Origin of the sequence: Nocardia sp. CA-136227 (assembly GCF_050955695.1) — a bacterium.
Classification (GTDB): Bacteria; Actinomycetota; Actinomycetes; order Mycobacteriales; family Mycobacteriaceae; genus Nocardia.
The window spans coordinates 7,577,933-7,596,904 of record NZ_CP192081.1; the positions used below are offsets into that span (position 1 = coordinate 7,577,933).

Annotated in this window: 16 protein-coding genes; 9 read left to right on the forward strand and 7 right to left on the reverse strand. The window is 69.8% G+C overall.

All coding sequences use genetic code 11. The annotated features are described in order from the left end of the window. Nucleotides 1-5: 5 nt before the first annotated feature. The 3 genes from ACQP06_RS35065 to ACQP06_RS35075 are packed head-to-tail and all read right to left on the reverse strand — an operon-like array spanning nt 6 to nt 3,861. Nucleotides 6-1,055, reverse strand: coding sequence for an SCO2522 family protein (locus tag ACQP06_RS35065; RefSeq protein WP_433669421.1), 1,050 nt, complete (start codon nt 1,053-1,055; stop codon nt 6-8). Beyond that, a complete protein-coding gene (locus ACQP06_RS35070) occupies nt 1,052-1,984 on the reverse strand; it encodes an SCO2523 family variant P-loop protein (RefSeq protein WP_379275767.1) in 933 nt (310 codons plus the stop codon). Before ACQP06_RS35070 ends, ACQP06_RS35065 begins: the two co-directional genes overlap by 4 nt. Continuing rightward, entirely contained in the window at nt 1,981-3,861 is a 1,881-nt protein-coding gene (locus ACQP06_RS35075; protein WP_433669423.1) for an SCO2524 family protein, read from the reverse strand. The genes ACQP06_RS35070 and ACQP06_RS35075 overlap by 4 nt, the downstream gene beginning before the upstream one ends. A 212-nt stretch (nt 3,862-4,073) precedes the next feature. Here ACQP06_RS35075 and ACQP06_RS35080 point away from each other — a divergent pair, with 212 nt between their 5' ends. The 3 genes from ACQP06_RS35080 to ACQP06_RS35090 are packed head-to-tail and all read left to right on the forward strand — an operon-like array spanning nt 4,074 to nt 7,067. Next, the gene (locus tag ACQP06_RS35080) at nt 4,074-4,961 is read left to right on the forward strand and encodes a carbohydrate ABC transporter permease (RefSeq protein ID WP_433669424.1); all 888 of its coding nucleotides are present in this window, start codon (nt 4,074-4,076) and stop codon (nt 4,959-4,961) included. Next, nucleotides 4,951-5,781: a carbohydrate ABC transporter permease gene (locus ACQP06_RS35085; protein ID WP_433669425.1), complete on the forward strand. Its 831-nt coding sequence runs from the start codon at nt 4,951-4,953 to the stop codon at nt 5,779-5,781. Before ACQP06_RS35080 ends, ACQP06_RS35085 begins: the two co-directional genes overlap by 11 nt. A gap of 11 nt (nt 5,782-5,792) precedes the next feature. After that, nucleotides 5,793-7,067 (forward strand): extracellular solute-binding protein, encoded by a 1,275-nt coding sequence (locus tag ACQP06_RS35090; RefSeq protein ID WP_433669427.1) that lies wholly within the window; start codon nt 5,793-5,795, stop codon nt 7,065-7,067. Here ACQP06_RS35090 and ACQP06_RS35095 read toward each other — a convergent pair whose 3' ends face one another. Together ACQP06_RS35095 and ACQP06_RS35100 are read right to left on the reverse strand one after the other, a co-directional pair. After that, nucleotides 7,068-7,991 carry a DNA-3-methyladenine glycosylase family protein gene (locus ACQP06_RS35095; protein WP_433673526.1) on the reverse strand — a complete coding sequence of 308 codons (924 nt, stop codon included), beginning with the start codon at nt 7,989-7,991 and terminating at the stop codon, nt 7,068-7,070. A gap of 59 nt (nt 7,992-8,050) precedes the next feature. Beyond that, nucleotides 8,051-10,828 (reverse strand): FAD-binding and (Fe-S)-binding domain-containing protein, encoded by a 2,778-nt coding sequence (locus ACQP06_RS35100; protein WP_433669429.1) that lies wholly within the window; start codon nt 10,826-10,828, stop codon nt 8,051-8,053. Between the two features lie 132 nt (nt 10,829-10,960). Here ACQP06_RS35100 and ACQP06_RS35105 point away from each other — a divergent pair, with 132 nt between their 5' ends. The 6 genes from ACQP06_RS35105 (at nt 10,961) to ACQP06_RS35130 (ending at nt 17,630) form a co-directional block, all read left to right on the forward strand. Then, a complete protein-coding gene (locus ACQP06_RS35105) occupies nt 10,961-12,841 on the forward strand; it encodes an ABC transporter ATP-binding protein (protein ID WP_433669430.1) in 1,881 nt (626 codons plus the stop codon). A gap of 95 nt (nt 12,842-12,936) precedes the next feature. Beyond that, nucleotides 12,937-13,884, forward strand: a complete 948-nt coding sequence (locus tag ACQP06_RS35110; protein ID WP_433669432.1) for a class I SAM-dependent methyltransferase — start codon at nt 12,937-12,939, stop codon at nt 13,882-13,884. 190 nt (nt 13,885-14,074) lie between these two features. Then, entirely contained in the window at nt 14,075-14,545 is a 471-nt protein-coding gene (locus tag ACQP06_RS35115) for a hypothetical protein (protein WP_357088661.1), read from the forward strand. 130 nt (nt 14,546-14,675) lie between these two features. Beyond that, nucleotides 14,676-15,752, forward strand: coding sequence for a DNA polymerase IV (locus ACQP06_RS35120; RefSeq protein WP_433669433.1), 1,077 nt, complete (start codon nt 14,676-14,678; stop codon nt 15,750-15,752). A gap of 30 nt (nt 15,753-15,782) precedes the next feature. After that, nucleotides 15,783-16,568, forward strand: a complete 786-nt coding sequence (locus ACQP06_RS35125; protein ID WP_433669435.1) for an enoyl-CoA hydratase/isomerase family protein — start codon at nt 15,783-15,785, stop codon at nt 16,566-16,568. Nucleotides 16,569-16,637: 69 nt separating this feature from the next. Next, nucleotides 16,638-17,630: an oxidoreductase gene (locus ACQP06_RS35130; RefSeq protein WP_433669436.1), complete on the forward strand. Its 993-nt coding sequence runs from the start codon at nt 16,638-16,640 to the stop codon at nt 17,628-17,630. Between the two features lie 55 nt (nt 17,631-17,685). On the opposite strand, the gene ACQP06_RS35135 is transcribed toward ACQP06_RS35130, so the two are convergent. Then, nucleotides 17,686-18,054 (reverse strand): DUF5073 family protein, encoded by a 369-nt coding sequence (locus tag ACQP06_RS35135; protein ID WP_433669438.1) that lies wholly within the window; start codon nt 18,052-18,054, stop codon nt 17,686-17,688. After that, on the reverse strand, nt 18,051-18,857 hold the full coding sequence (locus ACQP06_RS35140) for a heavy metal-binding domain-containing protein (protein ID WP_433669440.1): 807 nt from the start codon (nt 18,855-18,857) through the stop codon (nt 18,051-18,053). Before ACQP06_RS35140 ends, ACQP06_RS35135 begins: the two co-directional genes overlap by 4 nt. Nucleotides 18,858-18,972: the final 115 nt, after the last annotated feature.

Here is an 18,972-nt window from a genome sequence, read left to right on the forward strand (position 1 = left end):
CCACCTCAGACGTCACCGAGGAACAGGTGGTTCAACCGGCGGGTGGCCTGACGCGGCACCTCGACCGGAATCCGTTCGCCCGCACCGCGTTCGGCGAGCTTGGCGTGCACGTCGTCGTCGATTTGCAGGTGGTCCAGGATCACCCGCACCGCGTGCTCGATGCCCAGGTAGCTGTAGGGCAGCACCGACAGCGCCCGATAGGCGGCGAACGGTTTGGCCTGCGGATTCAGCTGCACCACCGCGGGCAGCCGGGACCACTCCTCGGGCCACGGGTCGTCCCACGGCACGGGGGCGGCCACCATGGCGCCCTCGTCGCGAATCATCCCCAGCCGCAACAACTGCCAGATGGAGGCGAGGAACGGGCAGGACCAGAGGATGCGTTCCTCCTGCTGTCCGGCCACCTCCTCGAGCTGCCGGCTCCACAGCTGCACGTCCAGGAAGATGGAGTGGTTGCGCGCCCCGAATTCCTCCGGCGGCCGGTACCGCGCGATCCGCATGGCCTGGCCGGCATCGTATTCCGAGGAGCGGCGGCCGTTGCACAGCCAGCCGGATTCGACGGTGGGCGGGCGACGGCCGGTGCTGTCGCGTTCGGGTTCGGCGACGATGCGCGCCGCCATCATCTCGGCCAGCCGCACCGGTTCGCCCACGGGTTCGCCGTCCAGAAAGGACGGCACCTCCGCGCACCCGGCCTCGCGGGCCAGGTAGTCGATGCGGACCTCGCATTCCTCCGCGGCGGTCAGCAGTTTCTCGAGCACGTGCCGGGGGTCGGCGACGCGGCGGGCGTCACGGCCGCGACCCGGGGTGCGGCCCCAGAAGTAGTCGTCGACCAGGAAGCAGGTGCTGACCCGGGCGCCCGGACCGAATTCCTTTTCGGCGGCGGCGATCTGGGTCTCGACGATGGGCGCGACCTTGCGCAGTTGCGCGCGGATCCGGTCGACGCCGTTCACCAGTTCGTCCATGTAGAAGTGCCCGACCTCGATGGACAGGTGCGAGAGCGGCTGCCCGGCCACGCGGTTGCGTTCACCGGCCTCGCTGTAATCGGTCGCGGAGCTCATCTGCGTATCTCCACCTGTTCCCAGACGGCGTCGTTCATGAGTTTCTCGGTGAGCGTGCGGAACGCGTCCACGGTCTCGGCATTGGCGACGTGGGCGGCGACATCCACATCCAGGATCACCTGCTCCCGGCATTGCAGCATCGGTTCCACCGGGGTCTGGCCCAGTATCCCGCTCGGACCCATCCCGTGCCGGTTGGCCGCGCGGGTCAGGGTGTTGTGTTGTTCCTGGAGCCAGGCGGCCTGGGCCGGACGCAGTCCGGCGGTGCGGTTCAGTTCGGGGACCGCGATGCGGACGAAGCGCAGCGAGTTCAGCAGTCCGGTGCGGTCGTGTCCCCACGCCTCCCCTGTGGCCAGCACCCCGTGGTCGTCGTGCACCAGGCCGCGGGCGGCGGCGATGTGCTGGCGGGTCCAGCGATGGAAGATGAGCCACCGGCACACGGCGCGCGACAACTGCGACTGCTTGGTCGCGCTGAGCGCGAGCGCGAGCGCGATGGAGCGGCCCGCGCTCAGATCCACGAAGGTGACGTCGAATTCCTGCTCGCAGGTGGCGAACAGCGCGGCGCAGCGGTCGATCATGCGCTCGTCGAGGGTGGTGAACTCGGAGCCGCCGAGATCGCCGGGGAACAGCACCAAGCGGCCCGAGGGATGCCGGGACCGGCTCAGTTCCATCCGGTCGGTCTCCGAGCGCACGCTCAGCCGGGCGGGGGAGCCGTTCTCGTCGAGCAGGTACGCGTGCAGGCCGGTGCCGTCGCGCACCCCGTTGTCGATGCGGCTGATCTCGAAAGTGCCGCCCGCGGTGGGCGATCCGAAATCGAAGTCCAGATAGGCGACCTTGTGGCCCTTCATGCTCAGCCAGTACGCCATATTGCAGCTGGTGACCGAGCGGCCGGTGCCGCCCTTGTCGGACGCGGAGAACACGAGCACGGTCATTCGCTCCTGGTGGCGTCGAGCCGGGCGTAGGCGAGTTCGTCCAGCTCCATGAGGGCCTGCGAGGCCAGACTGACGGCGGTGCCCGGGCGCTCGTCGATGAGTGTGCGGGCCCGTTCCAAGCGTTGTTCGGCCAGCGCCAAAGCGGTGCGGCCCGCGGAGACGTCGGTTTCGCTGAGCTCCAGCATCTCCCGGTTGAGCAGGTGTTCGGCCTCGGTGAGCAGTTCCATCGCGCGGGTCACCGAGTTCGGCGCGCGCAGCGGCGGTTCCCGGTACATGCGGGCGGCGGTCACCATGCACTCGACCACGCGCTCGGTGAGATACCAGGACGGCAGATGCGAATCGCTGCCGCCGAAGATCCGGCTGGGGTCGTCCCAGAGGCCGGTGGCCGGTCCCTCGCGGAAGGCGCGCAGATCGAGGTGGTCCATGGTGGCCTGGGCCAGCGCCATCAGCTGATCCCGGGTCTCGATGGTGCCGGAGAGCCGGGCCGCCTGCAGGGTGCGCTTCAAAAGCACCGTGGCGTAGTCGGATACGGTCCACAGCAGCAGCGGGCCGTCCAGCTCCTCGCTGCCCAGCAGGCGCAGACTCACGCCCGGGGTGTGCATGGTGCGGGCCGGGTCCTCGGCGGTGAAGCGGCGGATGATGCGGCCGCGGCGGGCCAGTTCGTCGAAGATGGTGGCGGCGCGATCCAGGTCGTCGTCATTGGCCTCGCGGTTGAGCAGATCCTGCATGAGCACCGCGGACACGATGAGACTGAAGTAGTCGGACTCCTCGCCGTCGGAGGTGCGCCAGGGAATGTCCTCCAGCGGCCAGCGGCCATTGCCGAAGCGCGCCACCGCCGCCCAGTACCGCTGGGCCAGATCCCAGCGCAGCTGCAGCGCCTCGGCCAGGCGGCGCTGCTCGGTGTCGAGCAGGTCGAGTTCGCGGGTGCGCTGTGAGGTGAGGTCGTTGATGCCGTCCAGCGCCACCACGGTGAAATGCAGGTAGGGGCGGGCGACGGCGTGGCCGGGCCGCTGCGCGATGGGCAGGTCCACGAAGTCGATGTCGGCGGCCTTGCGGACGATGGCCCAGCTCCAGCCGCATTCGAACAACATGTCCGAACTGTCCAGGTCGACGCCCTCGATCTGGCTCAGCGTGGCGTCGTTGCGTAGTCGGATCCGAACCCGGTCCAGGCGGTCCCGCACCGCGCGCACCACCGCGTCGGTGGAACCGCCCGTCTGATTCAGCATCGACAGCATGGCCTGGCCGGCCGGGGATTTGGGCGTCACCGTGTTCACCACGAAACTGCGGATCAGCCCCACCATCGCGGCGGTCAGACGGGTATTGATGTGGGCGTCCAGGCGGTCGATGCGCGGGCCCAGGTCGATGGCGAGCCGGTTCCGCCGGCCCACCGCCAGCGCCGACACCGGACCGCTGAAGCCGCGCAGGAACTTCAGGGCCGCCAGGCACAGGGTCAGCGACATCGAATAGGAGTCGACGACTTCGAGCGCGTGCTGCTCCGAGGTGGGCTCGGCGCCGTTCGAAGAGGCCAGATAGCTGCCCGCGGCGAAGTTCGGCAGTTCCCTGCCGGTGTCCGGATCGTGGTCGGTGTGCCGTTCGACGTACTGCTCGAGCAGCCACACCACCCGCTCGCCGATTCGCAGGCCGTCATCGCCCAGCGGGGACAGCACCGCGAGGATGTCCTTGGCGATCTCGTCGGGCGTCTCCAGGCCGAACCCGTCGATCTCGGTGGCCGGATACAGCAGGCACAGCAGCTGTTCGGCGTCGCTGATCGAGTTGGAGCCGTTGCGGCCGCCCCAGACCCAGGCCTCGTCCTGGTAGCACGCGGTCAGCAGCGACCGCCAGACTCCGAGGATCTGCTCCCGTGGCTTGATTCTCATCGACGCCGTCCCCTGCCCTGTCGTGGCCAGCCTCGCCGTCATCGCAATGTACGAGCGCGGCACAAACTATCATGCGCCGACACCGCGCACCGGGTGGAAAGCGGGCTCGAAATCGCGTCGCGCACAGCGCAATATCGGACATCACACAATATCGGGCAAGTCGGGCGTGGGGTGGCGCGCGCACCCGCGCCGGGCCGGTAGCGTCGCCCGACATGGACCGGACGGCCCGCCGCGCCACAGCCGGCACCAGGCACGCCGCGGTCGGCTACGCGCTGCTGCTGCCCAGCCTGCTCGGGATCGGCTGCTTCCTGCTGTTGCCGATCGCGGTGGTGCTGTGGCTCAGCCTGCACAGCTGGAATCTGCTGGGGCCCATCCGATTCACCGGCTGGGACAACTGGCGATCGGTGCTCACCGACCGGCAATTCGGACATTCCATCCTGGTGACGCTGGCCTTGACGGCGCTGGTGGTGCCGGTGCAGACGGTTCTGGGATTCGCGGTGGCCGCGCTGCTGGCGCGCCGCGGGCGGGCCGGGACCGTGCTGCGGGTGGTCTACGCGCTGCCGTGGATGTGCGCGCCCGTGGCGGTGGGCGTGGTGTGGCAGTGGATCTTCGCGCCGACCGGTGGGGCGCTGAACGCTCTGCTCGGGCATCGGGTGGAGTGGTTGAGCTCGCCCAGCCTGGCGTTGCCCGCCGTCGCCGCGGTCATCGTGTGGATGAATGTCGGATATGTGGCTTTGTTTTTCGTGGCCGGGATCCGGGCCATCCCGCCCGAGATCCTCGACGCGGGCGCCCTGGACGGGGCCGTCGGGTGGCGGCGGGTGCGCTGGCTGATCCTGCCGCTGTTGCGGCCGACCATGTTCTTCGTGCTGGTCACCGGGGTGCTCAGCGTTTTCCAGACCTTCGACGCGGTGTACGCGCTGACCAAGGGCGGGCCGGGGCATCACACGGATGTCGTTGCCATGCGGATCTATTCGGAGGCGTTCGACGCCGCGCATCCGGGGCGGGCCGCGGTCATGGCGGTGGTGGTGTTCGCGGTGATGTTCGTGATCACGATGGCGCAGCACCGGTACTTCCGGAATCGGACCAGCTATGAGTACTGACCGGCGGGCGGCGGCGCGGGCGGTCGTGGCGTACGGGGTGTTGATCCTCGGGGCGCTGCTGACGGTGGCGCCACTCGTGTTGAGCGCCATGACGGCGTTCAAGACTCCCAAGCAGTTCGCGGCCGAATCCGCTCTGGCCACACCGGATCCAGTGACTGTGGATAACTTCCGCACGGTGCTGGATCAGGGGCTGGGCCGGGCCGTCGCGGTCACCGCGCTGATGACGGTGTGCATAACCTGTGGACAACTCGTGACGTCGATCCTGGCGGCATATGCGTTCGCGCGCACCCGATTTCCCGGCCGGGACGTGCTTTTCTGGGTGTACCTCGGGACCATGATGGTGCCCAGTGCGGTCACCCTCGTGCCGCTGTACCTCATGTTCGCGAAACTGGGGTGGCTCAACACCTTCTGGGCGCTGGTGCTGCCGTTCCTGTTCGGGTCGCCGTACGCGATCTTCCTGCTGCGCCAGTACTTCCTGGCCATTCCGGGGGAGATCATCGACGCGGCGCGGGTCGACGGCGCGAACACCCTCGACATCCTGTTCGGCGTGGTGGTGCCGATGAGCCGGCCGATTCTGGCCACCCTCACCGTCATCACCGTGGTCTCGCAGTGGAACAGCTTCATGTGGCCGTTGGTCGCCGCCTCCGGGTCGAAGTGGCAGGTGCTGACCGTGGCTACGGCCAACATGCAGACCCGGTACAACGCGCAGTGGACGCTGATCATGGCCGCCACCACGCTGGCCATCGCGCCGCTGGTGCTGCTGTTCGTGGTCTTCCAGCGGCAGGTGCTGCGATCCATCGCGGTGACGGGACTCAAATGAGGAGCCTCCGCGTGAAGGATTCGACCCGGGTGGTCCTCGGGATCCTCGTGGTCGCGGTACTGCTGGTGGCCGCGGCGTTGTGGCTCGGGCGCGATGCGGAGAGCGGCGGGCGGACGGTGGTGCGGCTGCGGATCTGGGATCAGAGTTTCGTCACCGCCTACCGGGCCTCGCTGGACGAGTTCCAGCGCGCCAACCCGGATGTCGAGGTGCGAATCACGCTGGTGCCGTGGGCGTCCTACGCGCAGAAGCTGCGGCTGGACGTGGCGGGCGGGATCGCCGACGACCTGTTCTGGACCAACCTCTACGAGGACTACGCCGACAGCGGGCACCTGATGGATATCGGCGCGGCGCTCGGACCGGAGGCCGCGCACGGCTGGGATCCCCAGGCCGTCACGCAGTTCACCCGGAACGGGACGCTCTGGGCGGTACCGCAATTCGTGGACGGCGGTAGCGCGGTCTACGTCAATCGGGACCTGCTCGGGCCGGCCGGAGTGGATCCGGGTGAACTGGCCGGGCTGCGGTGGAATCCGGATCCGGGGCGGGACACCTTGCGTCCCGTCCTGCGGCGACTGGCCGCGGTCTCGGCGTGGCCGTACAACGCCGCCAACGACTTTCAATCGATCTCGCTGCCGTATCTGGGCTCGGCGGGCGGGCAGTTCCAGCGGGACGGGCGATTCTCGTTCGACTCACCCCAGGGGCGCGACGCCTACGGATACACCGTGGGTCTGGTGGCCGACCGGCTGTCACCGTCGGCCGCCGACACCAATACCAGCGGTGACTTCGCCAAGAACGCTTTCTTGCAGGGCCGCATGGCGTTGTTCCAGTCCGGCACCTTCAATCTGGCGACCATCGCGCAGAACGCCGGATTCCAGTGGGGATTGGCCATGATTCCCGAGGGACCGGCCGGTCGGGTCAGCGCCAACAATGCCATCGGGGTCGCGGGCAATGCCGCCACCCCGCATCCGGACGCGGTGCGGCGCGTCCTGGCGTGGCTGGGGAGCGCGGCCGGCAACCGCTATCTCGGCCTGGACGGGAACACGATTCCGGCGGTGGTGTCGGAGCAGCAGGTGTATCGCGACTACTGGGCGCGGCACGGCGTGGACGTGTCACCATTCTTCGACGTACTGCGCGGCCGGACGATCAGCGCCGGTGGTGGGCCCGGATTCCCGGCAGCGCTGCAAGCGGTCACGCCGATCTTCGATGAGATGTACCTGGGCCGTATCCCGGTGCCCGAAGCCCTGACCCGCGCACAGCAGGCGGCGGAGTCCGCGGCCGAACAGCGGTGATCAGATGCGGCTGTGATCGGTGTAGGGCGTGCGCGGACCGAACTTCGGCTTGTGCGCGAAACCGGCCAGCCCGAGCAGCCGCACCGCGCGATACCGGTGCGGGCGTAGCGGTTCCAGGTATTCGACCATGGCGTCGTCGTCGATCGGCTCACCCAGCAGGGTCCAGCCGACCGTGGCGGCCAGATGGAAATCGCCCACCGACAGGGCGTCCGGATCACCGAAGGCCCGCTGCGCGATCTCGGCGGCGGTCCAGATCCCGATCCCCGGCACGGTCCGCAGCCGGTGCGCGGCGTCCGCGTGGCTCAAGGTGGCGGCCTGCTCCAGTTTCGGCGCGATCCGGGCCGCCAGCACAATGGTTTTCGAACGCTGCGGGCCGACATTGGCGCGGTGGTAGACCCACGACGGGATGTGGCGCCAGGTCTCGGCGTCCGGCATCACCCGCAGCCCTTCGGGAGCAGGTCCGGGTGCGGGAGTCCCGTAGCGCCACACCAGTTTCCGCCAGGAATCGTGGGCGGTCCTGGTGTGCACCTTCTGTTCCAGCACCGCGGGAACCAGCGCCTCCCACACCAGGTCGGTGCGGAGCATGCGCAGGCCCGGATTGCGGCGGTGCGCCTCGACGATCTTGGGATGTTCGGGACTGAAGTCGCTGACGTCCTCGTCCAGGCACAGCATGCGCGGCAGCTGCTCGAGGAATTCCTCGCTGCCCGGACCCCAGGCGCGGGCGTCCACGGTGTGGCGGTCGCGCTGCCGCAGCCGGTAGGTGACCTCGCCCGACGGCATCCGCGAGGCGTGCCAGTGCGAGCCGTCGGGGGTCTCGCGGTGGCAGGGGTCGCCGAAACCGTGGCGCAGCGGGGAGATGGTGGCGGCCAGATCCAGCGGCCGGTCCGAGCTCAGCGTCCGGCTGTGGTCCGCGGTGACAGCCACCGGCCCGCGAGCGGGCTGGGCGGGCGGCGCGGAAGTCACCGCGTCATTCTAGGGACGCCTCACCGGTCCAGCAGGAACTGGGCGAGATGGCGAGAGGAACGCCCGGCCAGCTGCGCGGCCTGGGTCCGGCAGGAGAAACCGTCGGCGAGCAGGATCGCGTTGGCGGGCGCGGTGCGCAGGGCCGGGAGCAGGCCGCGCTCGGCGACCGCGACCGACACGTCGTAGTGGCCGCGCTGCATGCCGAAGTTGCCCGCGAGTCCGCAGCAGCCGGTGACCTCGATCACCCGCGCGCCGGTGCGGTCCAGGATCCGGCGGTCGGCGGCGAAACCGAACACGGCGTGCTGGTGGCAGTGCGGCTGCACCAGCACCGTGCGGCCGGAACGGTCCGGGGGCTGCCAGCCGGGCTGGGTCTCCAGGAACTCGGCGAGGGTGTGCACCGCGGCCGCGACGGCGGCGGCGCGCGGGTCGTCCGGGAGCAGACGGGGGAGGTCGTCGCGGAGGGCGGCGGTGCAGGACGGCTCCATGCCGACGACCACGCCGCCGGATCGGACGTGGGCGTCGAGCGCGTCGACGGTGGCGCGCAGTCGCTGTCGCGCGCCGTCCAGTTGGCCGGTGCTGATCCAGGTCAGACCGCAGCAGACGCGCCGGTCCGGGATGTGCACGTGATGGCCGAGCGATTCGATCAATTCGACCGTGGCGGTGGCGATCTCGGGGTCGAAGGCGTCGGTGAAGGTATCCATCCACAACAGCACGCCCGGCCCGTCCTGCCCAAGCGCCGAAGGACGCCGACTCCGGCGGAAGCTCCGCTTCGCCAGGGTCGGCACCGCGCGGCGGGAATCCATTCCGGCCGCACGCAATCCGAGTCTGCGCAGCGGACCGGCACTGCTGAGCCGGTTGGCCAGGCCCGGCACTCGCGACGCCGCTGCCAGCCAGCGCGGCAGCTGACCGAGGGTGTAGTGGTCGATCGGTCGGAGCCTGCCCTGATAGCGGCGGTACAGCGTCTCCGACTTGTAGGTGGCCATGTCGATCCCGGCCGGACACTCGGAATGGCAGGCCTTGCAGGACAAACACAGGTCCAGGGACTCCGCGACGGCCTCCGACCGCCAATCCAGCTCGCCCCTGACGACATCCTGGAGGACTCGGGCGCGACCCCGGGTGCTGTCCTTCTCGTCGGCGGTCGCCAGATAGGACGGGCACATGACGCCGCCGGGGGTGTCCGCGCGGCACTTGCCGATCCCGACGCAGCGGTGCACCGCGGTGGCCAGATCTCCGTCGGCCGGAAAGGAGAATCCACCCGTGGTGGGCAACGGGCGCAGACCCGCCAGGCGCAGGTCGGCGTCGAGCGGGCGGGGATGAACGAGGACACCGGGATTCAGCACCGCGTCCGGGTCGAACAGCGCCTTGAAGCCCGCGAAGGCGTCGAGCGCGTCCCGGGAGTACATGAGCCGCAACAGATCCGAGCGGGCGCGGCCGTCGCCGTGCTCGCCCGACAGCGAGCCGCCGAAACCCACCACCTGCCGGGCCGCGTCCTCGAGGAAGGCGCGGAAGCGTTGCGGCGCTTCGGCTATCGGCAGATCCAGGCGCACATGGACGCAGCCGTCGCCGAAATGGCCGTACAGCAGGCCGTCCACGCCGTGCTCACGGGTGAGCCGGTCGAAGTCCCGCAGGTAGTCGCCCAGGCGGGCGGGCGGCACCGCGGCGTCCTCCCAGCCGGGCCAGGCCGGATGACCGTCCGGCGTGCGGCCGGCCAGGCCCGCGCCATCGGCGCGGATGCCCCACAGCGCGCGAGCCTCGGCCGCGTCGGTCACCAACCGGGCGTCGAGGGCGTGGGCGGACGCGCGCAATCCCTCGGCCTTCTCGCGCGCCTGTTCCGGTGTGTCACCATCGATTTCGATGAGGAGCCAGCCCCCGCCGCGCGGCAGTTCGGGCACCGCGCCCCGGTGCACGCGCACCACATCGACCAGGCGGGCGTCCATTCCCTCCACAGCGATCGGTCCGGCGGCCATGATCGTGGCGATATCGTCGGCGGCCGTGGGCATGTCCGGGTAGCCGAGTACGACCAGCACCGTCGCCGCGGGCACCGGGACCAGATCGACGGTCGCGTCGAGCAGCAGTCCACAGGTTCCCTCGGTGCCGACGAAGGCCTTGGCCACCGACGAACCGCGTTCCGGCAGCAGATGTTCCAGCGCGTATCCGGACGCCTGCCGCTCGAATCTGCCGAGTTCGGTGCGGATCAGGGCCAGGTGTTCCCGGGTGAATTCGGACAGTCCGGCGAGTACCGCCGGGTCGCCCGCGAGGGTCCGCTCCACGCCGCGCCCGTCGAGAATCCGCAACTCCCGCACCGTATCCGAGGTCCTGCCCCAGGCCACGGCGTGCGGGCCGCAGGCATTGTTGCCGATCATCCCGCCCAGGGTGCACCGGTTCTGGGTGGACGGATCCGGGCCGAACCGCAGCCCGTGCGCACCCGCGCGCCGCTGCAACGCGGCCAGCACTACGCCCGGCTGCACCCGCGCGATCCGCCGCTCGGGATCGAGATCGAGGATCTCGGTCAGGTGGCGGCTGAAGTCGAGGACCAGACCCGGTCCGATGGCATTGCCCGCGACCGAGGTACCCGCCCCGCGCGCGGTCACCGGCAGCCCCTCCGCCCGGGCGATATCGAGGGCGGCCATCACATCGGCGGCATCCCGCGGGAACACGACGGCCGCCGGGGGCACCCGGTAGTTCGACGCGTCCGAGGAGTACTCGGCCCGCCGGCGCGGTCCGGTGTCGACCTCGCCGGTGATCGACCCGCGCAATGCCCGCTCCCACGCCGCGCTCACGTCCCGACCTCGCTTCACGGGTCCAACCCTAGGCGGGTTTCGCTGCGAGCGAACTCCTGACCAGGCCGGAAGGATTTGCCCTCAACCTTTGTTGAGGTCTTACTGTCGGTGGTGCGGGGTTAGGTTTCCCCCGACAGGTGAGGAGCGGGGATGAGTATCGAATCGGTGGCGTGGAATCAGCTCTATCGGCAGATGCACGCGCCTACGGAGCAGCGGCCGCTGCGGATGGCGACGGCGAAGCGGATCCTCGCTTTCGCGCGCCCGCATCACCGGCAGCTGGTGTCGTTCCTGATCTTCAGCATCGTCTCCGCGCTACTCGCGGTGGCGACGCCGGTGCTGGCGGGACGCGTGGTCGACGCGATCGTCTCGCACGGCGCGCCGCGCACGGTGATCACGCTGGCGGTCATCATCGCCATCGTCGCAGTACTCGACGCCGGACTGGGACTGGTCATCCGGTGGCTGTCGGCGCGCATCGGAGAGGGGCTCATCTTCGATCTGCGCACCGCGGTTTTCGACCATGTCCAGAAGATGCCGATCGCCTTCTTCACGCGTACCCGGACCGGCGCACTGGTGAGCCGGTTGAACAATGATGTCATCGGGGCGCAACGGGCCTTCAGCACCACCTTGTCCGGCGTCGTCACCAATGTGGTGACCCTCGCGCTGACCCTGGCCGTGATGCTGCGGCTGTCCTGGCAGATCACCCTGCTCGCGCTGGTGCTGCTGCCGGTGTTCGTCCTGCCCGCGCGGCGCATGGGTGAACGGCTGGCCGGGATCCAGCGCGAGGCGGCCGGGCTCGACGCGGCCATGAGCACCCAGATGACCGAACGCTTCTCCGCGCCCGGCGCCACCCTGGTCAAACTGTTCGGGCGGCCGCGGCAGGAGTCGGCGGAGTTCGGGCTGCGGGCCGGGCGGGTGCGCGATATCGGGGTGCGCACCGCCATGCTCCAGACGGTCTTCGTCACCGCGCTCACCCTGGTCTCGGCGCTCGCGCTGGCGCTCGTCTACGGGCTCGGCGGCTACCTCGCGCTGAAGGGACAGATGGAACCCGGCTCGGTGGTCGCGCTCTCGCTGCTGCTGACCCGGCTGTACTCGCCGCTCACCGCGCTGGCCAGCGCCCGGGTGGACGTGATGTCGGCGCTGGTGAGCTTCGAGCGGGTCTTCGAGGTGCTGGATCTGAAGCCGCTGATCGAGGATTCGCCACTGGCCGGGCCGGTGCCGCCGGGACCGGTGGCGGTCGAGCTGGACGGCGTGAGCTTCGGCTACCCGTCGGCGGACAAGGTGTCGCTGGCCTCGCTCGAGGATGTGGCCACCCTGGACACCCGGGGCGGTGAGGAGGTGCTGCACGAGGTGTCGCTGCGCGCCGAGCCCGGGCAGATGGTGGCACTGGTCGGCTCCTCCGGGGCCGGGAAATCGACCATCGCGCAATTGGTTTCACGGCTCTACGACGTGGACTCGGGCGCGGTGCTGCTGGGCGGCAAGGATGTGCGGGAACTGACCGGGCAGTCCATCCAGGACACCGTCGGTCTGGTCACCCAGGACGGGCACCTGTTCCACGACAGTATTCGCGCCAACCTGCTGCTCGCGCGGCCCGAGGCCACCGAGGACGACCTCTGGGACGCGCTGCGGCGGGCCCGGCTGCGCGACCTCATCGAATCGCTGCCCGACGGTCTGGACACCGTGGTCGGCGAGCGCGGCTACCGCCTCTCCGGCGGTGAACGGCAGCGGCTGACCATCGCCCGGCTGCTGCTCAAGCAGCCGCGCGTGGTGATCCTCGACGAGGCCACCGCCTCACTGGACTCCACCTCGGAGGCGGCCGTGCAGGAAGCGCTGGCCGAGGCACTCGACGGCCGCACCGCCTTGGTGATCGCCCACCGGCTGTCCACCATCCGCAATGCCGACCAGATCATCGTGCTCGAGCACGGCCGGATCGTGGAACGCGGCACCCACACCGAACTGCTCGCCGCGGACGGCCGCTACACCGAGCTCTACCGCACCCAGTTCGCCGACTCGAGCGTGCCCGCCACGGCCTGATCGGGCTCGGCGGGGTCGGCCTGATCGGACCGGACACATTGCCGGATCGGCAAAAGGATTCGAGGCGGGTGGGCACTCCCCGATAGCGTCGGGGCATGAGCGCTCACTCCCACGAACAGGCAGGCACGCACGGACACCAGCATTCCCACGGGCATGCGCACGGTCACGGCCACACGCACGACGGAATCGACTGGGCGACCATGATTCCCGACCTGCAGCGCGACGACGCCATGTCGGCCGCCACCAATGCCGAGATCGCGCGCCGGCTGGTCGGATCGATTCCCGCCGGGACCGAGGCGGTCGTCCTCGACATAGGTGCGGGCGCGGGCGGTCAGAGCGTGGCGTTCGCGCGCGAACTGCTCGCCCGCGGCGGCGGCCGGCTACTGATCGTCGACGCCGTGCCCGAACTGCTCGAGGTCGCCCAGCAGGCCGTGAAGGTCGCGCTCGACGGCGACGACCGGGTCCATGTCGAAACGGTGACCGCCGACGCGGCGGCCGAGGACTTCGGCGCGGGACTCCCCGCGGCGGACCTGGTGTGGGCCTCCCGCATGGTGCATCACCTGCCCGATCAGCAGGCGGGCGTGGCACGCTTCGCCGGACTGCTGCGACCGGGCGGCCGGCTGGCGCTGGCCGAGGGCGGAGTGAGTGTGCGGTGCCTGCCGTGGGAACTCGGCATCGGCGCGCCCGGCCTCCAGGATCGGCTGCTGGGCCTGCGCGACGCGGGCTTCGCGCAGATGCGCACCGACATCACCGGCGCGGTCTCCATGCCCTACGGCTGGAATGTGGCACTGAACCGGGCCGGGCTGACCGAGGCCACCTCCTTCAGCGTGCTCACCGATCACCCCGCGCCGCCCGCCCCGGCCGTGCGCGACAGCGTGGTGGCGTGGCTGACCGGATTGAGCGAGCGGGTCGGCGAACGCCTCGAGGCGGCGGACCGGGCCACCATCGCGGCCCTGCTGGATCGCGACGCCGATACGTATATCGGTGCGCGCGAGGATATTTACATTCTCGGGGCCACCACGGTGTTCGTCGGCCGCCGCTGATCCGGCTCCCGCCACGCCGCGGGAGGACATGTCGGTCGGGCGCGATCGTGATCTGGCCGTGCCCGAACCGACACCGTGTTGTGGCCGCAGAACCCGCTCCGACCTCCCGAAATGCCCTGCTATGCGGCATAATTCGAGCTCCCATGGCATAACCCACATGATCGTTTCACATGCCGGGGGAGGAGTTTCGGTGACCCGTACCAAGGAGCAGCGGCAGACGGCCGCGACCCGCGTCGACGATATCGAGGGCGTGCTCGGTGCACGCCGATATCGGCCCTCGATGGACGCGCCTCCCCTGGAACTACGGGTGACCAGCGGCACCAAACGCACCGACGAGGACTGGACGGTCCCCAAGCAGCTGGTCGCCGAATGCGTTTCGGGCAAGCTGGTGGTGGACTTCACCCAGGCCCGGTGCTCCCGGCGCGAGATCGACATCCGGGTCGCGGCCGGTGCGGGCGCCATCGTGCTGATCGTGCCGCGCGGCTGGCGGGTCGACACGGACGGCGTGCGGCCCGGCAACGGCACCGTCGCCAATCGGGTCAAACTGCCGCGGTTCCCGGGCGCCCCGCTGATCCGGGTCACCGGGGAGGCCGATTCGGGTGCGGTGAAGGCGCGCTACGCCTACCGCTCGCCCATCGGGCTGCTGCGCCGCTCCCGCTGACCCGGGCGCGCCGCTCCGCCCGACCGCACCCGGTATCCCGGTAATTCGGAAGACCATGCGGTATGACGGAGGAGTACGCCGGTTTCGCCCCGGAGAGTCCGGGTTCAATACTGCGGGAGGATCCGCCGGCATGACGCGCTGGCTGCTGCACGTCGACCTCGACCAATTCCAGGCCGCGGTCGAATTCCGGCGGCACCCGGAGCTGCGCGGGCAGCCGGTCATCGTGGGCGGGAACGGCGATCCCACCGAACCTCGCAAAGTGGTGTCCTGCGCGTCCTATCCGGCGCGGGCGTTCGGGGTGCGCGCGGGCATGCCGCTGCGCACCGCCGCACGGGTCTGCCCGGACGGGGTCTTCCTGCCGCAGGATCTGGCCACCTACGCCGAGGCGTCCGAGGAGATCATGGCGCTGCTGCGCACCTTCTCCGGACGGGTGGAGGTGCTCGGCTTCGACGAGGCGTTCCTCGCGGTCGACACCGAGGACCCCGAGGAACTGGCGCGCGAGATCCGGTCGGCCATCGCGGAATTGGATCTGACCTGCGCGGTCGGCATCGGAGACAACAAGACCCGGGCCAAGCTGGCCACCGGGTTCGCCAAGACGGTGGGCAAGTCGCTGCCGGCGGCCGACGAGCCGCCGCCGGAACAGGACGCGGGGACCGGGATCTTCCGGCTGACCAGCGCCAACTGGGTCGAGTTGATGGCCCACCGGCCGACCACCGCGCTGTGGGGGGTCGGCGCGCGCATCGCGAAACGCATGAGCGGGTTGGGCATCGAGACCGTGGCCGATCTGGCCGCCGCCGACCGGGCCGTACTGGCGGCCGAGTTCGGTCCCAATACCGGGCCCTACCTGTGGGTACTCGGTCACGGGGCGGGCGACACCGATATCGCCGAGCCGCGAGAACCGGTGGGGCACAGCCGCTCCGAGACCTTCCCGCGCGACCTCACCGAACGCGACGAGATCGACGCGGCGGTGGTGCGGCTGGCCACCCAGGTCGCGGAGGAGACCTTCGCGGCCGGGCGGGCCGTCGGGCGGGTGAGCGTGACCGTGCGGACCAAGACCTTCTTCACCCGCAGCAAGCAGCGGAAACTACCCACGCCGACCACCGACGTGGACGAGATCGCGCAGACCGCGTTGGAGGTGTTGCACGCCTTCGAGTTGGATCGGCCGATCCGGTTGCTCGGGGTCCGGGTCGAGTACGCCATGCTGTGATCAGGTCTACCGACGGAAGGCATCCTCTCGATGAGCGACAACTACGAGAACATCCTGTTCGAGCATGACGGCCCGATCGCCCGCATCACGCTGAACCGGCCGAACGCCGCCAATGGCATCGATCAGGCGCTCGCCGAGGAGCTGGAGCGCGCGGCCATCTACTGCTCGGAGGATCCGGCGGTGAAGGTCGTGGTGCTGACCGGCGCCGGGCGGTTCTTCTCCGCGGGCGGCGACGTGCGGGCCATGGCGGCCAGCGGCGACACCGGCGCGTTCATCGAGAAGCTGGCCGGGACCCTGCACCGCGCGGTGTCCGCGCTGGCCCGGATGGACGCGCTGCTCATCGTGGGCGTGAACGGCACCGCCGCGGGCGCGGGCATGAGCCTCGCGGTGGCCGGTGACCTGGTGGTGGCCGCCGAGTCCGCCGCCTTCACCATGGCGTACACCAAGATCGGCCTGAGCCCGGACGGCGGCGCGTCCTACTACCTGCCGCGGCTGATCGGCCTGCGCAAGACCCAGGAGCTCATGCTCACCAACCGCACCCTGCGCGCGGCCGAGGCCCTGGAATGGGGTCTGCTGCACCGCGTGGTCGCCGACGACGAGCTGGCCGGGGCGGTCGAGGCGCTGGCCCAGGAGTTCGCGGCCGGCCCCAAGGCGTCGAATGCGGCGGTGAAGAAGCTGCTGCTGGTCTCCGGGCAGCACAATCTGGAGGAGCAGCTCAACACCGAGGCCGCTTTCATCACCCGCAACTCGGAGTCGGCGGACGGCCAGGAGGGTATCGCCGCCTTCACCGGGAAGCGCGCCCCGAAGTACGCCTGACGTCCGGATTCGTCTGAGCCCGGCCGTTTTCCCCGATCCGGCCGGAGCTCCGCCCCCTATGCTCGGACCATGGGTTTCCAGGCGATGGTGGCACGTGAATCGGACAACGGGATCGCCCTCATCCGGGAGGAAGTCGCCGACGACTTCCTCATGCCGGGTGACGTGACGATCAAGGTGCACTTCTCGAGCGCCAACTACAAGGACGGACTGGCCATCACCCCGCGCGGCGGCGTGGTGCGGCAGTACCCGCTCATCCCCGGCATCGACCTCACCGGCGAGGTGGTCAGCTCCACCGATCCGGAGTTCGCGCCCGGCGACCTGGTGGTCGCCCACGGCTACGACATCGGCGTCGCCCACCACGGCGGCTTCGCCGAATACGCCCGGGTGCCCGCCGGCTGGGTGGTGAAACTGGACGGCCTCACCCCGCGCGAGGCCGCCGCCATCGGCACCGCGGGCTACACCGCCGCCATGAGCGTGCAGGCCCTCCTCGACCGCGGCGTGACTCCGAACTCCGGCCCGGTCCTGGTCACCGGCGCCACCGGCGGCGTCGGCACCGTGGCCGTCGACATCCTCGCCGGCCTCGGCTTCGAGGTCATCGCCTCGACCGGCAAACTCGGTGCGACCGAACTGCTCTCCACCCTCGGCGCGTCCTCGGTCATCGGCCGCCTGCCCGCCGAAGGCGAAAAGCCCCGGGCCCTCGGCAAGGCTCAATGGGCCGCCGCCGTGGACAGTGTCGGCGGCGAATCCCTCGCCCACATCCTCAGCACCGTCAAATACGGTGGCGCGGTGGCCGTCTCCGGTCTCACCGGCGGCGCCGACCTCCCCACCACCGTCATGCCCTTCATCCTCCGCGGCGTCTCCCTGCTCGGTATCGACTCCGCTCACTTCCCCATCGCCGACCGCCGCGACCTCTGGTCCCGCCTCGCCAAAGACCTGAAACCCCAGCACCTCTCGTTGCTGGAAAATTACGCACCCATCACCGAAGCCGAGTCCGTCCTCCGCTCCATCCTCGACGGAACCCACTCCGGCCGAACGGTTCTCGGCGTGGCCGGGGAGTTCTGACCAGCGGCGCACCGTTTCATGTGAAACAAGTAGCGTTGCCCACCGGTTGCCACAGTCAGCCCGCCAGCACGTCGAGAGCGGCGGACAGATGCGGCAACGCGGTGGGCCCGTAGGACGAGGCGATCTCGGCCAGCGCCCGGGCCAGATGCGGAGCGATGTCCGATGCCGGGAGGAGTTCCTCGGCGAGGACTATGCCGCCGACTATGTGGTCGGCTTTTATGCGCTGGTCACGGGTGAGTTCGTAGCGCCAGGAACCGATCTGGACGCGTTCGGGGGTGGAGCGGAGCAGGGATTTGCGGGGCGGGGTTCGGGTCACGCCGGGGACGTTGGTGAAGACGGTGAAGACCATGGACAGGCCGCCGGGGCCGTCCAGGGCGGAGGCGATGGCCCGGGTGGCGGCGTCGGAGTCGAAGTCGGCGGTCACTGGTTCATTCCGAGGGTGAATTGGGGAGTGATGGGGTCGCCCTCGTTGATGCGGCGGATGGCCGTGCCGGAGGCGTAGAACTCGACGGTGTGATAGCCCCAGGCGTAGTTGGAGATGTCGACGCTGACGCCGGTGACACCGGTTGCGCCGTCGCGTTCCGCTTCGGCTTGCATACGGGACATGGCGAGTTCGCGGGCCTGGTAGTTGCCCTGGGTCCATTGGGGCATCTCCATATTGCGGCCCATCTGACTGAGCATCTGCCGGAAGCCCTGGACGGCCACGTGGAAGACGCAGTTGCCCATGACGAAGGCGATGGGGGCGTAGCCGGTCCGCATCAGGGTCACCATGTCCTGGCCGGAGAGGTGGCTGGTGAACGCCTGACCGTTGGGGCGGCGGTAGCTGCCGGGGGCCTTCGCGTAGCGGACGGCCGTGCCGACCGCGATGAATTCCAGGTGTTCCAGGGATTCGCCGTGCTGGCGCCATTCCAGGCGGACGCCCACGACGCCGTCGGCCTGGAGGGCGTCGGCTTCGGCCTGCATGCGGGACATGGCATTCCAGCGGGCCCGGTAGGTGGCCTCGGTCAGGACCGGGAGTTCCTGCTGCTGGCGGATGCCGGTGAACTGGAAGCCGACGTGATAGACGGACACGCCCATCACCAGGTCGATGGGTTCGAAGCCGGCGCCGTGCAGCAGTGCGAACTCGTTGACCGACAGGTCGGAGGTGAAGATGCGGTTCGCGTGCGAGAGGCGTTCGCCCGCGACCTGATCGAGCTGCTGCGGCTGACTCGGCTGGTTGGGTTGCATGCTGTTCACCCTCCGTCGGATCCCGGTTGGATCCCTCCCCGAGGGTACGACCGGAACACCCCCTCGGCCTGCCGAAACGACCGGAGCCGTGGGTCCGCACAGCGGACCCACGGCT

What these genes read in the sequence shown, in the direction of transcription:
- ACQP06_RS35105 (WP_433669430.1), top strand. Translation starts at nt 10,961, where the DNA reads ATGAGTATCGAATCGGTGGCGTGGAATCAGCTCTATCGGCAGATGCAC.
- ACQP06_RS35065 (WP_433669421.1), bottom strand. Translation starts at nt 1,055, where the DNA reads ATGAGCTCCGCGACCGATTACAGCGAGGCCGGTGAACGCAACCGCGTG.
- ACQP06_RS35125 (WP_433669435.1), top strand. Translation starts at nt 15,783, where the DNA reads ATGAGCGACAACTACGAGAACATCCTGTTCGAGCATGACGGCCCGATC.
- ACQP06_RS35130 (WP_433669436.1), top strand. Translation starts at nt 16,638, where the DNA reads ATGGGTTTCCAGGCGATGGTGGCACGTGAATCGGACAACGGGATCGCC.
- ACQP06_RS35075 (WP_433669423.1), bottom strand. Translation starts at nt 3,861, where the DNA reads ATGAGAATCAAGCCACGGGAGCAGATCCTCGGAGTCTGGCGGTCGCTG.
- ACQP06_RS35140 (WP_433669440.1), bottom strand. Translation starts at nt 18,857, where the DNA reads ATGCAACCCAACCAGCCGAGTCAGCCGCAGCAGCTCGATCAGGTCGCG.
- ACQP06_RS35070 (WP_379275767.1), bottom strand. Translation starts at nt 1,984, where the DNA reads ATGACCGTGCTCGTGTTCTCCGCGTCCGACAAGGGCGGCACCGGCCGC.
- ACQP06_RS35120 (WP_433669433.1), top strand. Translation starts at nt 14,676, where the DNA reads ATGACGCGCTGGCTGCTGCACGTCGACCTCGACCAATTCCAGGCCGCG.
- ACQP06_RS35080 (WP_433669424.1), top strand. Translation starts at nt 4,074, where the DNA reads ATGGACCGGACGGCCCGCCGCGCCACAGCCGGCACCAGGCACGCCGCG.
- ACQP06_RS35085 (WP_433669425.1), top strand. Translation starts at nt 4,951, where the DNA reads ATGAGTACTGACCGGCGGGCGGCGGCGCGGGCGGTCGTGGCGTACGGG.
- ACQP06_RS35110 (WP_433669432.1), top strand. Translation starts at nt 12,937, where the DNA reads ATGAGCGCTCACTCCCACGAACAGGCAGGCACGCACGGACACCAGCAT.